The 15,674-nt window shown below is 65.3% G+C and carries 15 protein-coding genes; 1 reads left to right on the top strand and 14 read right to left on the bottom strand.

Going from position 1 to position 15,674, the window contains the following annotated elements:
• Positions 1-5: 5 nt before the first annotated feature.
• From clsB to ASD28_RS09530, 10 genes are all read right to left on the bottom strand, one after another.
• Positions 6-1,166: a cardiolipin synthase ClsB gene (gene clsB, locus ASD28_RS09575; RefSeq protein ID WP_056126691.1), complete on the bottom strand. Its 1,161-nt coding sequence runs from the start codon at positions 1,164-1,166 to the stop codon at positions 6-8.
• A 2-nt stretch (positions 1,167-1,168) separates the two neighbouring features.
• Entirely contained in the window at positions 1,169-1,996 is an 828-nt protein-coding gene (locus ASD28_RS09570; protein ID WP_056126690.1) for an endonuclease/exonuclease/phosphatase family protein, read from the bottom strand.
• A gap of 107 nt (positions 1,997-2,103) precedes the next feature.
• Positions 2,104-2,295, bottom strand: coding sequence for a hypothetical protein (locus ASD28_RS09565; protein ID WP_056126687.1), 192 nt, complete (start codon positions 2,293-2,295; stop codon positions 2,104-2,106).
• 279 nt (positions 2,296-2,574) lie between these two features.
• Complete coding sequence (locus ASD28_RS09560; protein WP_056126684.1) at positions 2,575-4,251, bottom strand: ATP-binding protein; 1,677 nt, start codon at positions 4,249-4,251, stop codon at positions 2,575-2,577.
• On the bottom strand, positions 4,248-5,531 hold the full coding sequence (locus ASD28_RS09555) for an HD-GYP domain-containing protein (RefSeq protein WP_056126682.1): 1,284 nt from the start codon (positions 5,529-5,531) through the stop codon (positions 4,248-4,250). The genes ASD28_RS09560 and ASD28_RS09555 overlap by 4 nt, the downstream gene beginning before the upstream one ends.
• 107 nt (positions 5,532-5,638) lie before the next feature.
• Complete coding sequence (locus ASD28_RS09550; protein ID WP_056126680.1) at positions 5,639-7,315, bottom strand: diguanylate cyclase; 1,677 nt, start codon at positions 7,313-7,315, stop codon at positions 5,639-5,641.
• Positions 7,316-7,393: 78 nt separating this feature from the next.
• Positions 7,394-7,849, bottom strand: coding sequence for a dihydroneopterin triphosphate diphosphatase (nudB, locus tag ASD28_RS09545; RefSeq protein WP_056126678.1), 456 nt, complete (start codon positions 7,847-7,849; stop codon positions 7,394-7,396).
• A gap of 79 nt (positions 7,850-7,928) precedes the next feature.
• Positions 7,929-9,722: an aspartate--tRNA ligase gene (gene aspS, locus ASD28_RS09540; protein WP_200948878.1), complete on the bottom strand. Its 1,794-nt coding sequence runs from the start codon at positions 9,720-9,722 to the stop codon at positions 7,929-7,931.
• An 85-nt stretch (positions 9,723-9,807) separates the two neighbouring features.
• Positions 9,808-10,431 carry a DUF502 domain-containing protein gene (locus ASD28_RS09535; RefSeq protein ID WP_056126674.1) on the bottom strand — a complete coding sequence of 208 codons (624 nt, stop codon included), beginning with the start codon at positions 10,429-10,431 and terminating at the stop codon, positions 9,808-9,810.
• 77 nt (positions 10,432-10,508) lie between these two features.
• Complete coding sequence (locus ASD28_RS09530) at positions 10,509-10,817, bottom strand: FmdB family zinc ribbon protein (protein ID WP_056126672.1); 309 nt, start codon at positions 10,815-10,817, stop codon at positions 10,509-10,511.
• A 292-nt stretch (positions 10,818-11,109) separates the two neighbouring features.
• Between ASD28_RS09530 and ASD28_RS09525 the strand changes: the two genes are divergently transcribed.
• On the top strand, positions 11,110-12,000 hold the full coding sequence (locus ASD28_RS09525; RefSeq protein ID WP_056126670.1) for an AraC family transcriptional regulator: 891 nt from the start codon (positions 11,110-11,112) through the stop codon (positions 11,998-12,000).
• Between the two features lies 1 nt (position 12,001).
• Here ASD28_RS09525 and ASD28_RS09520 read toward each other — a convergent pair whose 3' ends face one another.
• From ASD28_RS09520 to ASD28_RS09505, 4 genes are all read right to left on the bottom strand, one after another.
• Complete coding sequence (locus tag ASD28_RS09520) at positions 12,002-12,757, bottom strand: SDR family NAD(P)-dependent oxidoreductase (protein WP_056126668.1); 756 nt, start codon at positions 12,755-12,757, stop codon at positions 12,002-12,004.
• 90 nt (positions 12,758-12,847) lie between these two features.
• Entirely contained in the window at positions 12,848-13,453 is a 606-nt protein-coding gene (locus ASD28_RS09515) for a methyltransferase (RefSeq protein ID WP_056126666.1), read from the bottom strand.
• Complete coding sequence (gene ubiB, locus ASD28_RS09510; RefSeq protein ID WP_056126665.1) at positions 13,453-15,021, bottom strand: ubiquinone biosynthesis regulatory protein kinase UbiB; 1,569 nt, start codon at positions 15,019-15,021, stop codon at positions 13,453-13,455. Before ubiB ends, ASD28_RS09515 begins: the two co-directional genes overlap by 1 nt.
• Positions 15,021-15,674, bottom strand: coding sequence for an SCP2 domain-containing protein (locus ASD28_RS09505; RefSeq protein ID WP_056126663.1), 654 nt, complete (start codon positions 15,672-15,674; stop codon positions 15,021-15,023). Before ASD28_RS09505 ends, ubiB begins: the two co-directional genes overlap by 1 nt.

The following is a 15,674-nucleotide window of genomic DNA, read 5'->3' as shown; positions in this document are numbered from 1 at the left end:
TTCCATCATGCGTAGCCGATCGCGACGACCCGCATGGTCAATTTATAGAGAAGATAGGCCATTTCGTGGCCGCAGCGGCGCACCCAACCGAGTTGCCGCAGATCATCCAGGCACACCTGCACGCCATCGGCCACGCCCCGCTCGATCTGACGGGCCAGCGTGCCGGCAAATTGCGCATCGCGCACGACGACGTTCGCTTCCTGGTTGACGAACAGCGACAGCCCGTCGCAGTTGCTGGAGCCGACCGTGGCCCAGTTGTCGTCCACGACGCAGACCTTCGCGTGCAGCTGCGTCTTGCGGTACTCGACGATGCGCACGCCGGCCGCCAGCAGCTGCGGGTAGAACGACGACGCGACGGCATCCTGCATGCGGAACTCGCCGACACCGATCATCAAGCACACATCGACGCCGCGCCGCGCGGCCTGGCACAGCGCCTCGCGGAACTTGCGGCCCGGCGCGAAATACGGCGTGGCCATCAGCACGCGCTTGCGCGCACGGCCGATCGCCTGCAGGTAGGCGCGCTGGATCGTGCGGCGGTTGCGCAGGTTGTCGCGCACGACGAACGCGGCGCGCATCGGATGGTCGCCCAGCGCGGCCGGCTGCTTGCGCATTTCCCGAAACAAATTGATCCGTCGGACCAGCGGCAGATGGCCGGCCCGCGCCCACTGGGCCTGGGCTTCGCGGTGGATTTCCGCGACGAGCGGCCCCTGCACGCGCACGGCGAAATCCCAGCGGGGTGCCGGCAGCGGCGCGTGCGGCTCGTAATCGTGCAGGTTGTCGTCGTTCGTATTGATGCCGCCGACGAACGCGACTTCGCGGTCCATGACGGCGATCTTGCGGTGGCTGCGCGCGGCACCGCGCTTGAACCACGGATTGAACATCCGATAATGCACGCAGACCGCACAGAATTCCTCTTTCAGCCGCAAGGCGACGCGGTTGCCGGTGCCGAACCAGTCGGCCAGCACGCGCACCTTGACACCGCGCTGCGCGGCACGGATCAGCGCGTCGGTGACGGCGCGCGCCGTGTCGTCCTCGGCATAGATATACGTCTCGTACAGGATCTCGTGCCGGGCCGCGTCGATGGCGGCCAGCAGCGCCGGGAAATAAGTGCTGCCGCTTTCGAGGAGAGTAACGTCGTTGTTGGCTACATACGTAACGGTGCGCATCGCTATGCCAGCTGCAGGTTGGCCACGATCGGTGCGTGGTCCGACAGGCGCGCCCACTGGGGGCCGTGCAGCACTTCGGCATGCTCGACCTGGAAGCCGCGCACATAGATCCGGTCGAGCCGGAACCAGGGCAGCGCGGCAGGAAACGTCCGCGCCGGCACCAGGCGTTTTTCGCGCCCGGCCGCATTCCGCACCATATCACCGATCCGCGCGCCGAACCGCGCCGGCCGCTCCAGTTCATCGAATACCTCAACGACACCCAGTTTCAACCGCAGGCAATCGCTCAGGGTATTGCGCCAGTCGTTGAAGTCGCCGGCGATGATAACGGGCTCGTCCGGACGTGCGGAGTCCTGCACGCACTGGACCAGCGCCTCGGTCTGGCGCCGGCGGCTGACTTCGAACAGGCCCAGGTGCACGACGTAGCAGTGGACATTGCCGGACGGGGTCTCCAGCACGCAATGCAGGATGCCGCGCTGTTCGTAGGCGTGGTCGGAGACGTCGTGGTTGTTCTGGTTCGAGATCGGAAACCCGGACAGCAGCGCGTTGCCGTGGTGGCCATGGTCGTACACGGCATTCATACCGTAGGCGGCATGCAGGTTTTCACCCGCAAAGAACTCGTGCTGAGCCTTTTCGGGCCAGTGATGATGGGGGGTGCGCACCTTTTCGCCGTAGCGGGCCTGGTAGCGGTCGTGCCGGCCCTGCACCTCCTGCAGGAACACGACGTCCGCATCGAAGGCACCGATGGCTTTTTTCAGCGCCAACACGCGCGGCGTACTACGGAAGGAAGAGACGCCCTTGTGGATGTTGTAGGTCGCAACACGGATTTTCATGGGAACATTGTAACCCCATCAGTCCGTGCCTTTCCGGGGCGGGGAGCGCAATCGTGCGCCGGTGGGCGCCTTTCCCGGCTTCTGGCCGGGAAAGGCGTTGGGACTGCTCAGGGGGCGACGGCGCGCATGTAATCGCCGTTCGGCAGAGGACGCGCTTCCGGTGGGATGACGGGGTCGCGGTAGACCGGATTGGTGCGCAACGGACCCATCAGGCGGAGACCGCTCAATAGCTCGATGCACAGGTAATCGTTATCGACGCCAACGTCCTTGACCTTCTGCTCGTGTCTGCGTTCGCTCATGATTCCTCCCTTTGTTGGACATTGCTAAATTGAAAAGTCGCCAGAAACGACTTGTGGAACTTAATGAAATCATTTCTAGCTGTCAAACAAGCGATTGTATTGTGTGCATCAAATTTGAGGAAATTTAATTCCGTTTGTACAATGGAGAAAAACTGCCCGATGTAACAATCGAGCAGAATTGGCCATGCCAAAACTCTCAAAATTACGCGGATTGATGAGTTCGCAGGACGGTTTCCTGAATTTTGACTCGGCCAGCCCCAGGAAGTTCCAGGTTGGCGATTAGATGACGACGCCCGCCTCGGGCACCGGCTGGAAGCGCGGCAGGACGACGCGGAACAGGGTTCCCTTGCCCACTTCGCTCTGCACCTCGAAGCGGCCGCCGTGCTTCTGCACGATCCCGTACGACAGCGACAGGCCGAGACCCGTGCCTTTGCCCACCGGCTTGGTCGTGAAGAAGGGCTCGAAGATGCGGCCCAGCCGGTCCTCGGGGATGCCGGTGCCGGTGTCCTCCACCTCGATCCACACGTGCTTCTCGTCGTGGCCCGTGCGCAGCGTGATGCGGCCGTGCTTCTCGATCGCGTGCGCCGCATTGACCAGGAGGTTCATGAAGACCTGGTTCAGCTGCGACGGGTAGCATTCGATCTGCGGGATGCTCCCATACTCCTTGGTCACCTCGGCCTTGTACTTGATCTCGTTCCAGACCACGTTCAGGGTGCTGTTCAGGCCCGCCTCGATGTCGGCGTACTGCAGGTCGCCGCCGTCCACGTGCGAGAAATCCTTCATGTCCTGCACGATGCGCCGCACGCGGTCGATGCCGTCGAGCGATTCGCGCAGCAGCGGCTCCAGGTCCTCGCGCAGGTACTCGGCGTCGACTTCGTCTTTTACCCGCGCGATGCCGGCGCGGTCTTCGGGGCTGAACGCGCCTTCCAGCGCCGCGTAGCTGTCGAGCAGCCGCAGCATGCCCTGGGCGTACCGCTGCAGGCTGCCCAGGTTCGAATTGACGAAGCCGATCGGGTTGTTGATCTCGTGCGCGACGCCGGCCGCCAGCACGCCGATTGACGCCATCTTCTCCGACTGCAGCAGCTGGCTCTGGGCCTCGCCCAGCTTCTTGATCAGCTCCGCCTGGCGCGCCTTTTCCTTTTCCAGCGTGGCATTCGCCTCCTGCAGGGCGCGCGTGCGTTCGCGCACCTTCGATTCGAGCAGGTCGCGCGACTCGCGCAGCGCTTCCTCGGCCCGATGGCGCTCGGTGACGTCGGTGTAGCCGAAAACCCGCCCGATGATGCGCTCGCCCAGGAACTGCGGACGCGAGCGGCATTCGAAGAAGCGGCCGTTCTTCAGGCGGAACAGGTCCTGCGTCTCGGTCGTATCGGCCACCTGGCGCAGCTGGCTGCGGATCAAGTCGCCCTGCTCCACCTGGCCCGCGATGTATTCGACGATGCCGTCGTCGTCGCCGGCCTGCAGCAGCGCGGCCGGGATCTCCCACATCGCCGAGAACAGGCGGTTCATGCTCGTGATCTTGCCGTGCCAGTCGACCACGAGGATGCCGTCCGCGGTGGACTCCAGCGTCGTGCGCAACTGGGCCAGGGTCTGCTCGAGCAGGGCCTCGACCTGGCGCTCGTGGCGGCAGTCCTGCGCGCGCACGAGCAGCAGCGGGCGGTCGCCGTCGTGGAGTACGTCCACCGACTTCATCACCGTCAGCAGCGACGTGTCGGCGCACAGGTACTCGCCCTCCTGCGCCTCGAAGCCGAGATACTGGCCGCCGCGCACCTCTTCCCAGTAGAACACGTCCTGCAGCGAGCTTTCGATGTCCGTGATGAGCATGTCGCGCAGCTGCGCGGCCGCGTAGCCGAGCGTCTGTTCGACCTTGCGATTGGCGACGAGGATGCGCAGGTCGGCCGGGTCGACCAGCATCACCATGTGCGGGCTGTGGTCGACCATCAGCTGGTGCAGGTTCATGGCTGGCTCCTCCGCGCCGGGTCACCCGCGTCGAAGTAATAGCTGACGCGTTTGCGCGGGCTGAGGTAGTTGTAGATGTCCTTGGGCACCTGGGACGGGCGAATCGACTTCACGATGTTCAGGTCCGGCTGCGTCTCGAGGTTGACGACGATCGCTTCCTCGCGCGGCACGCTGGCCTCGTAGATCATCACCTGCGGCCTGGTCGGCTTGGCGGTGTTGACGTTGACGCACATGCCGACGACGCCGTTGGCCAGCTGGACGATCGTGCCCGGCGGGTACACGCCGAGGCAGCGGATGAACACCTGCAGCAGCTTCGGGTCGAAGCGGCTGCGCATCTTGGCGAACATCAGCGACAACGCCTCGTGCGGCGTGAGCGAATCGGCCGGGTTGCGCGGGTTGCACAATTCGTCATAATGGTTCGCGATCGCGACGATGCGGGCGAGGATGCTGATCGCCTCCCCTTGCAGGTGGCGCGGATAGCCGCTGCCGTCGAACATCTCGTGGTGGTCGCGGATGATGGCGAGCGCGGGTGCCGCGAGGCCCAGCTTCCTGCCGATCTCGTAGCCACCCTCGCAATGCGTTTCGACCAGCGCCTGCTCGGCGTGGTTGTAGGCATCGAGCTTGTTCAGCACCTTGTCCGGGATGTTCTTCGTCCCGACGTCGTGGAACAGCGCGCCCATGCCGAGCAGGCTGGCCACCTCGTGCGGCAGCTTGATGTCGCGCGCGATCATCATCGACAGCATCGTGACGTTGAGCGAGTGGACATAGATTTCCTCGCCGCCCAGCTTGTCGCCCATCAGGTTGATCGCCAGCTCGGGCGCGGACAGGATCGACTCCGTGATCTGGCCGATCAATTTGCCGGCCACGCGGACCGTTTCGGCCGGCTGGGAAAACAGGTTGCGGTCGATGTCGCGGATCGCGCGCGCCGTGTTCACGAACGCCTGCTCGATGCGGGCCGCGTTCTCGCGCTGCTCGCGGATGCGTTCCATCATCTCCCGTTTCGCCGCCATGACCGGCGACTCGGCACGCGCCTCCGGCGACACCGGCGCCGCCGGCACAGGCTGCGCCGCTGCCGGTGCGGCCGTGGGCACGGGCCCGTCGCTGAGCGCGGGATCGACGCGGACCGTGGCCAGGCCCAGGCCGCGCAGGATGCGCAGCTGGTCCTCGGTCTTGACCTTGAAATGGCTGAACGCGAACGGGTGCTGGAACCATTTCAGGTCCAGGTAGACATACAGGCCGATCTGGACCTGGTCGATTGGGATAGTGACTGTATCGGCCATGAAAACGCCTCCTTCCAGACCGAAAGTATCAACTCCCACCCATTTCGGTCAAGAAACATTTGTTGCCATGTGGAACTGATGACACAATCCCGGCGGCGGCGCCACAATCAGGCGCCCGTCATCACCCGGTTGCGGCCCTGCTGCTTGGCGCGGTACAGCGCCTTGTCGGCTGCCCAGAACAGCGCCTCGGCATCCTGGGCGTGGGCGGGATAGGCCGCGACGCCGAACGACGCCGTCACCTTCTGCGGTCCCTCGCCCTCGGGGTGCGGCACGATGGCGGCCAGCGCGATGCGGATCGCCTCCGCGCGCGTGCCCGCGTCCGCCGCCGCGCACTCCGGAAGCAAGAGTACCATTTCCTCGCCGCCGTAGCGACAGGCGATGTCCCCTTCGCGGATACCGAGGCGCAGCTGCTGCGCGATGGTGCGCAGCACGGCGTCGCCGACGGCGTGGCCGTAGTCGTCGTTGACACGTTTGAAATGGTCGATGTCGACCAGCACGAGGCTCACGGGCACGTTCTTGCGGCGCGCCCGCGCCAGCTCGCGTTTCAGCGCGGCGTCGAAATGGCGCCGGTTGAACAGGCCCGTGAGCGGATCGAGCACCGATTGCCGGCGCAGCGATTCGCGCAGGCGCGCATTCCCCAGCGCCAGCGCGAGCTGCTCGGCGACCGTCACCGCGAGGCGTTCCTGTTCTTCGTAGGCCGGACCGGCGGCCAGGCCCTCGAGGTGCAGCATGCCCACGAGTTCATCGTGCGTGACGAGCGGGATGCACAGGCGTGCGGTCGTTTCATCCACCGGCCTGCGGTAGTGCGCGCACGGCAGGTCGTTGGAACTCGCCGTGCGGTAGCGCGCCCCGTGGCGCAGCGACCAGCAGGACTCGATGTCGATCTCGGACGGCTGCTCGGACGGCGTGCCCCATTGCGTGTGCCGGTCCAGCACATGTTCGTCCTCGTCGCGCAGCAGGAACAGCGTGCCGGACACGCCGGGCAACAGCTTCGGCAGCGAGCGCGCGATCACGGGCGCGGCATCGGGGACCGACGGCACGGCCTCCACGGCGCGCAGCAGTTCCGCGACAAATTTCAGTTCGCGGTTGTGGCGTGTCGTGAGCCCGACCGCCTCCGCAAGCTGGCCGGTCTGCGTTTCCAGCTGTCCGGCGATGGCGCGGCGCGCGCGCAGCATGCGCATGATGAGCAGCAGCAGGATCCCCAATGCGACGATGTTGCAGGCCGTGGCAGCGACGCTCACGGTGAACGAACGTGCGGAGCGGGCCAGCAGGTCGGCCTGCAGCGCGTCGTGCCGCGCCATGCTGCGCGCATCTTCCGCCGCCACGAGCCGGCGCATGTCGTCCATGTACTGCTTGCCGCGCAGGGAGCTGACGACGCGTTCCGTCGCCTCAAATCCCGCGCGGCGGCGCAGCTGGATGGTCTCGTCGAGTTCCGCCAGCTTCAGTTCCGCGAGGCGCGCGATGCGCCACGCGGTGGCCCGCTCGGCATCCGTGGGCGCCTTGTCCTTGGCGTCGTGCAGCACTCCGGGCAGCGTGCGCCGGACCTGTTCGTACGGTTCGAGGAAGACGTCGTTGCCAGTGATGACGAAGCCGCGCTGCGCCGTCTCGGCGTCGCGCATGGATGTCAGGATGTCATCGAGGCGCTGCTGCGCGCGCAGTTCGGCGCGCGATTGCGCCAGCAGATCGTTGACGGAGCGGTTCAGCCAGAACGGCACCGCCGCGATCAACACCATGACGATGAAGACGGCCAGGGCGACGAACTTCAGATGTCTTGCGCTGCGCATGCGAGTAGGCGGCTTTCGATTGCTATAAGGCAAGGGAAAATAGCACAATTCCCGCCACGCACGATTGAGAAACAAGCGTTATTTGTCGTCCACGTGGCGGGGCAATTGCAGGATCGCTTCCGCGTTCGACGAGGAGAAGCACTGATCTGCCGCTTCCAACAACGGCAACCATGCATATTGCAGATGCTCGCGCGGCGCGAGGGTAATCGGGATGTCGCGCGGGACGCAGACGGAGAACACGTGTTCCGTGTTGTGGGTGACGCCGGGCGCGTAGCGGTGGCGCCAGGTCTGGTAGATCTCGTAGACGTTGGACAAGAGCCAGTCCTTGAGGACGATGCGCTCGCCGTCGGCCACGATGCCCGTTTCCTCGAACAGTTCGCGCGTGGCCGTTTCCAGCAGCGGTTCGTCGGGACGGTCGAGGGAACCGGTGACGGATTGCCAGAAGCCGGGGCGGTCGGCGCGTTCGATCAGCAGGACGTCCAGGTCGGCGGTGTGGATGACGACGAGGACGGATTCCGGGATTTTATGGGACATGGCGTGATTGTAACGCAGCCCAATAACGTCGTCCCCGCGGAAGCGGGGACGACGAATCAAACCGTGACGACGGTTTTACTTACGCGACCTTCGGCTCGTTACGCAGACGGATATGCAGCTCTTTCAGCTGCTTCTCGTCGACTTCCGACGGCGCGTTGGTCAGCAGATCCTGCGCGCGCTGGGTCTTCGGGAACGCGATCACGTCGCGGATCGACTCGGAGCCGGTCATCAGCGTGATCAGGCGATCCAGGCCGAACGCCAGGCCGCCGTGCGGCGGGGCGCCGTACTGCAGGGCGTCGAGCAGGAAGCCGAACTTCAGCTGCGCTTCTTCCGCATCGATCTTCAGCGCCCGGAACACCTTGCTCTGGACTTCTTCGCGGTGGATACGGATCGAGCCGCCGCCCAGTTCCCAGCCGTTCAGGACCATGTCGTAGGCCTTGGCGATGCAGGCGCCCGGGTTCGTCTCGAGCATGTCTTCGTGGCCGTCCTTCGGTGCCGTGAACGGGTGGTGCGTCGCGTTCCAGCGGTCGCCGTCCTCGTCGTACTCGAACATCGGGAAGTCGATGACCCACAGCGGCGCCCACTTGTCTTCGAACAGGCCGGCCTTCTTGCCGAATTCCGAGTGGCCGATCTTCACGCGCAGCGCGCCCATCGAGTCGTTCACGACCTTGGCCTTGTCCGCACCGAAGAAGATCAGGTCGCCGTCTTCGGCACCGGTCAGTTCCAGCACTTTCGCCAGGACGTCGTCCGAGATGTTCTTGACGATCGGGGACTGCAGGCCGTCGCGGCCCTTGGCCTTCTCGTTGACCTTGATGTAGGCGAGGCCCTTGGCGCCGTAGATGCCGACGAATTGCGTGTACGCGTCGATTTCCGAACGCGGCATCGAACCGCCCTGCGGCACGCGCAGGCCGACGACGCGGCCGCCCACCATGTTGGCGGCGTTGTTGAAGACCTTGAATTCGACGGTCTTCATCAGCTCCGTCAGTTCGGTGAACTGCAGCTTCACGCGCATGTCCGGCTTGTCCGAACCGTACGACCCCATCGCGGTCGCGAAGTCCATCACCGGGAACGGGTTCGGCAGGTCGATGCCGGCGGCGTTCTTGAAGACGACGCGCATCATGTCTTCGAACAGGTCACGGATTTCCTGCTCCGTCAGGAACGACGTTTCGCAGTCGATCTGGGTGAATTCCGGCTGGCGGTCGGCGCGCAGGTCTTCGTCGCGGAAGCACTTGGTGATCTGGTAGTAGCGGTCGAAGTTGGCGACCATCAGCAGCTGCTTGAACAGCTGCGGCGACTGCGGCAGCGCGAAGAAGTTGCCCGGGTTGACGCGCGACGGCACCAGGTAGTCGCGTGCGCCTTCCGGCGTGGACTTGGTCAGCATCGGGGTCTCGATGTCGATGAAGCCGAGGTTGTCCAGGTACTTGCGCACTTCCATCGACACCTTGTAGCGCAGGCGCAGGTTGTGCTGCATCTGCTGGCGGCGCAGGTCGAGCACGCGGTGCGTCAGGCGCGTGGTTTCCGACAGGTTGTCGTCGTCAAGCTGGAACGGCACCGGCACCGAAGCGTTCAGCACTTCCAGCTTGGTGGTGTTGATCTCGATCTTGCCCGACTTCAGGTTGGCGTTGGCGGTGCCCTCCAGGCGGTTCACGACGGTGCCCGTCACGCGCAGGCAGTACTCGTTGCGCACGTGCTCGGCGACCTTGAAGACCTCCGCATTGTCGGGGTGGCAGACGACCTGCACGAGACCTTCGCGATCGCGCAGGTCGATGAAGATCACGCCGCCGTGGTCGCGACGACGGTGCACCCAGCCGCACAGGCTGACGGTTTGGCCCAGCAGCTCTTCGGTCACGAGGCCGCAGTAGTGAGTACGCATGGAGGACATAGTTTTTCGATCCTGGTTGGTTGATTCGGTGGGCCCGCTCATGGCTGGCCCTGGATTCTTTGCTGCGTTGTTGGTTCTATTCCGCGGTGGCGGGGGCGTGCGCCCCGGCCGCCGCATCTAGCGGCGGCGGCGGCGCCACGACGCCCATCGAGACGATGTACTTGAGGGCCGCGTCGACCGACATGTCCAGTTCCACGACGCGGCTCTTTTCCATCATCAGGAAGAAGCCGGACGTCGGGTTCGGGGTGGTCGGCACGTACACGCTCACGTACTCGCCCACCAGGTGGTTCTTGACGTCGCCGCCCGGCACGCCGGTCAGGAAGGCGATCGTGTACGAATTCTCGTGCGGGTACGGGATCAGGACGGCCTTGCGGAACGCGTTGCCCGACGACGAGAACAGCGTGTCCGACACCTGCTTGACGCTGCCGTAGACCGAGTTCACGACCGGAATGCGCTGCAGCAGCCGCTCCCACATGCGCACGAACCATTTGCCGACCAGGTTATTGGTCAGCACGCCGGTCAGGAACACGATGGCCAGCGTGATGATGGCCCCGAGGCCAGGGATGTACGTGCGCGGCTGCCACTCGCTCGGCACGAGCACGAGCGACTGGTCCAGCGTGCTGATCACGAAGTTCAGTACCCAGGCCGTGATCGCCAGGGGAACCAGGACCAGCGCGCCTGTAATGAAATATTTACGCATCGATTGTCGTGACGGATCTCGTCCGAGGATTTGTCGGGTGCTCATTATGCGCCGGCCGCGATGGGCCGGCGCCGCGGTCAGGTACTGCTGCTGTCCTTCGCCGGCGCGGCGGCCGGCGCCGGCGCGGGCGACGCGTCGGTGCTGCTGCCCGTGCCATTGTCGGACGACGTCGCCGCCGGGGCCGTGCCCGTTGCCGGCGCAGAGCCACCGCGGAAGTCGGTCACGTACCAGCCGGTACCTTTCAATTGGAAACCGGCGGCGGTGACTTGCTTCTTGAACGATGACTTGCCGCACGAAGGGCAAACGGTCAGAACCGGATCGGAAATCTTTTGCAGCACATCCTTGGCAAAACCGCATTCATCGCAGCGGTAGGCGTAAATCGGCATCTGAATACTCCGCAAAAATCATCAAAACCCTGAATTATAAAGCTTTTGCGGCACCGATGGACGTCTGGCCGGCTTGGTGCATTGTGGAAACAGTGTTGTTTTTCGTCAGCGCACGATTGTTTTCTGTTTGCCGAACGTCAACTTAACTGATTAAATAGCATTCTTAGCAGCAATGCTGCACAAGGATTAAGAAACAGAAGTTTGCGCGACCGGCTTCCGGCCCGCCGCAATACCGCAGAAAAGCACTTCACTCAGGGCCCGCTTGCGGGCCCTTTTCTTTACCATAGTCCACATGGACACTTCACTGCTCGATGTCGTGCGCAGGTACGCGGACACCCACGTCGGCCGCGACGGTGCCGCGTCGACGCCGATTCGGGGCCTCACGGCGATCCGCGCGGCCGCACGCACCGAACTGAGTTACCAGATCCAGCGCCCGCTGGTATGCCTGGTGCTGCAGGGCGCCAAGCACGTCACGATGGGCACGCAGTCCTTCACCTTTCGCGCCGGGGACTCCCTCGTCATCACCGCCGACGTGCCGACGGTCAGCCAGGTCACCGAGGCGAGCCTGGCCGCGCCCTATTATTCGCTCGTGCTCGACCTGGACCCGGCCGTCATCGCCACCCTGGCGACGGACATGGCGGCGAGCGGCGACGCCGACGGCGCGCCGGTGCGGATCGAGTCGACCGACAGCCACGCCGCCGACTCGGCGCTGCGCCTGATGCGCCTGCTCGACCGCCCGGCCGCGCTGCCGGTGCTGCAGCCGGCCCTGATACGCGAGTTCCACTACTGGCTGCTGGCCGGACGCCATGGTGCAGCCATCCGGCGCCTGGGCCTGCCGGACAGCCACGTGCGCCGCGTCGCCCGCGCCGTCGCCCTGCTGCGCGCCGAGTACACGCAGCGGCTGCCCGTCGAGAAGCTGGCCGAGGTCGCGGGCATGAGCCCGTCCGCGTTTCACCAGCACTTTCGCGCCGTGACGTCGCTCTCCCCGCTGCAATTCCAGAAACAGCTGCGCTTGATCGAGGCGCGCCGCCTGATGCTCGCCGAAGGTGTCAATGCCAGCCATGCCGCGTATGCGGTCGGCTACGAAAGCGTGCAGCAGTTCACGCGCGAATACGGGCGCATGTTCGGCAAGCCGCCGATGCGCGACGTCGCGGACGCGCAGCAGCGCCTGGACGCCGCCTGAATCAGATCGCCTGGCCGCCCGACACTTCGATGCGCTGACCGGTCATCCAGCCGTTGCCGTCGCCCAGCAGGTTGGCGATCACCGGTCCGATGTCGTCCGGCACGCCCACGCGACCGAGCGCCGTCATCTGCGCGAAGACCGCATTCAGGTCGGGCGTGTCGCGCACGGCGCCGCCGAGGAAATCCGTCTCGATGGCACCCGGCGCCACCGTGTTGACGGTGATGCCGCGCCGGCCCAGTTCCCGGGCCAGATACACGGACAGCACTTCGACCGCGCCCTTGGCCGCCGCGTACGCGCCAAAGCCGGGATACGACACGCGCGTCAGTCCGGACGACAGGTTCACGATGCGGCCGCCGTCCGCCAGCAGCGGCAACAGCGCCTGCGTCAGGAAGAACACGCCCTTCACGTGGACGTTCATCAGACGGTCGAACTGCGCCTCCGTCGTGTCTTCGATCGCGGCCATGTCGCCGTGGCCGGCGTTGTTGACGAGGTGGTCGACACGGTCGCGCTGCCAGACGTCGCGCAGGCCGGCGCGCACGTGCTCGACGAACAGCGGGAAGCGGGCCGTGTCCCCGACGTCGAGCTGCAGCGCCAGCGCCCTGCGGCCCAGCGCGCGGATCTCGTCGACGACCGCACGGGCATCGTCCGCGCGGTTCTGGTAAGTGAGGATGACGTCGCCGCCGCCGCGGGCGATGTGCAGTGCGGTATTGCGGCCAAGGCCGCGGCTGGCGCCGGTAACGATGGCGATCTTTGCCATGATGTGCTCCTGTCGGTGATTGAGGAGCAGCGAGTATCGGGCGCCGTGGGGCCCGGTCGTTGCCGGAAACCGGGCCGTTTTTGCCTGATTCTACAAGCGCCGCCAGATCATCCAGCGTTCCTTGCCGGTGAAGACAGGGATCGAATCCTCGACCGGCTCGTCGGCGATGCACTCGAACGCGGGCTTCAGCAAGGCATCGAGCTCATCACGCGCGATACCGAACGGCGGCCCCTTCGCCACATCGTCAAAGAAGAAATAGCCAGCCAGCAGGCCGCCCTGCCCCAGCAGTTCCGCCCAGCGCCGCGCCACGTCCGGCCGGCGTGCCCGCGGCAGCGCGCACAGGAACGCCTGTTCGTAGACCAGGTCCAGCGGCTTCTCCGGCGCATAGGCGAAGAAATCGGCTTGCCGGATGCGGTCCGCCCACGGTCCGGCCAGCGCGCGGGCGCGCGCGACGGCTTCGGGCGAAAAATCGATGGCGGTGGCGTCCCAGCCGGCCTCGCACATCAGCGTCAGCTCGTGCGCGGAGCCGCAACCGGGAATCAATGCCGACAACGGACGCGCCGATGCGGAGACGAACCGCCGCAACGCCGCCGGCACCCCGCCCCGTTCCCACGGCGTGAAATCGCGCTCGAAGCGCTCGTCCCAGAATTGCGGCGACAGCGGATCGCGGCTGGCGAAAGCGGGCGGCGCCGCCATCACGGCGTCCAGTGCAGGTGCCCGGCGACCTCCAGGCCGACGACGATCACCGTCAGCACGCCCGTCACGCAGGCGAGGAAGGCCAGCAGGCGATTGGTGCGGCGCTGCTGGTCGACCAGCTTGGCCATCAGGTCGCCCATGTCGAGGTCGCTGTACGCCCGCTTGTGCAAGACCTGGTGCACGAGGCGCGGCAGCTGCGGCAGGATCTGGCCGAAGCGCGGTGCCTCCGCCTTCAGGCGCTCGGCCATGCCACGCCAGCCGACCTGCTCGGCCATCCAGCGCTCCAGGTACGGTTTCGCCGTCTTCCACAGGTCGAGGTCCGGGTCGAGCTGGCGGCCCAGCCCCTCGATGTTCAGCATGGTCTTTTGCAGCAGCACGAGCTGCGGCTGCACTTCGACGTTGAACCGGCGCGACGTCTGGAAGAGACGCAGCAGCACCTGGCCGAACGAAATGTCCTTGAGAGGACGATCGAAGATGGGTTCGCACGTCGCGCGCACGGCGGCTTCAAGTTCGTCGACGCGGGTCTCGCGCGGCGCCCAGCCCGATTCGATGTGCGCCTCGGCCACGCGCTTGTAGTCGCGGCGGAAGAAAGCGAGGAAGTTCTGCGACAGGTAATCCTTGTCGAAGTCGTTCAGGGTGCCCACGATGCCGAAGTCCAGCGCGATGTAGCGCCCGAACGTATCCGGATCGATCGACACGAGGATATTACCCGGGTGCATATCCGCGTGAAAAAAGCCGTCTCGAAAAACTTGCGTGAAGAAGATTTCGACACCGTCGCTGGACAATTTCTTGAGGTCGACGCCGGCCGCGACGAGGCGGTCAGTCTGCGAGATCGGGATGCCGTTCATGCGTTCCATCACGATCACGCTGTTGGAACAATAGTCCCAGTACATCTCCGGCACCATCAGCAGATCGGAATTCGCGAAATTGCGGCGCAACTGGCTCGCGTTGGCGGCCTCGCGCATCAGGTCGAGCTCGTCGTGCAGGTATTTGTCGAACTCGGCCACGACCTCGCGCGGCTTCAGGCGACGGCTGTCGGCCCACACCTTTTCGATGACGCCGGCGGCCATCTGCATCAGGGCAATGTCTTCGTCGATTGTGGTCTTCATGCCCGGGCGCAGCACCTTCACCGCGACCTGCTTGCCATTCTTGAGCTCGGCAAAGTGCACCTGGGCGATCGATGCGGATGCCACCGGGGTACGCTCGAACGATGCGAACAGCGTCTCCGGCGAGGCGCCGAGGGAACGCGTGATCTGGGCGACGGCCAGGTCGGAATCGAACGGCGGCACGCGGTCCTGCAGCAGCGACAGTTCTTCGACGATATCCGGCGGCATCAGGTCGGGCCGGGTCGACAGCACCTGGCCGAATTTCACGAAGATCGGGCCCAGCTCTTCCAGCGCGAGACGCAGGCGGATCGCGCGCGGCGACGTGATGCGGCGCCAGAAGAAGACGGTATTGATCAGGCGGGCGGTACGGGGTACGTGGAGGCCGGAAATCGCGATCTCGTCCAGGCCATACTTGACGATGACGGTGAAGATCTTCAGCAGGCGCAGGAATTTCAGGATCATCAGTGGTCCGAAGGCGTGTCAGGGGTCGTCGGAACGGGAGCGATGCTGCGCGCGGCAAGCTTCTGCTCCAGTTTGGCGATGCGCTTGGCCGTGCGCTCGACGTCGTCGCGCAGGCGGCCGACGTCGTCGGCGAAATCATCGACTGTCGCCGGGCGCACGAGCACGCGGCGTTCTTCCAGCAGGAATTCGGCGACGTTTTCCGCGAGCCGGCGTCCGGCCGTGGCCGCGCCCGTCACCGCCGAGCGCGCACCGCCGGCCAGGCGCACGGCGCCGATCGGCCCCACCACGCGCTCGAGATCGTGCTCGGCATCCCAGCGCAGGCCCTTGGACAATTGCGAGATCGTGTTGGCGAACTCGGCATCGCCCTCGATCCGTACGTACGAAAACGCACGGTCGCGGTTCTGCAGGATCAGCGGCAGGTCGGAGAGCTTGACGTGGATGGTGACGCTGGCCGGGTCGTCGACGCCCGCCGTCTCGAGCATGCCGTCGCGCGCGACGCGCATGCGCAGGGCGAGGTGCCCGGTATCGATGACGGCGGTCTTGCCGGCATGGCGCATCAGCGCGTCGCGCGCCCACGCTTCCTGTGCCAGCAGGTGATTGATCGTCGCTACGGCCGGGGCCGACGGCGACAGGAAAGAGGGAGTCGAAGACAT

The organism is Massilia sp. Root133 (assembly GCF_001426525.1).
GTDB classification, from domain to species: domain Bacteria; phylum Pseudomonadota; class Gammaproteobacteria; order Burkholderiales; family Burkholderiaceae_D; genus Telluria; species Telluria orientalis.
This window is presented reverse-complemented; position numbering and strand designations above follow the sequence as displayed.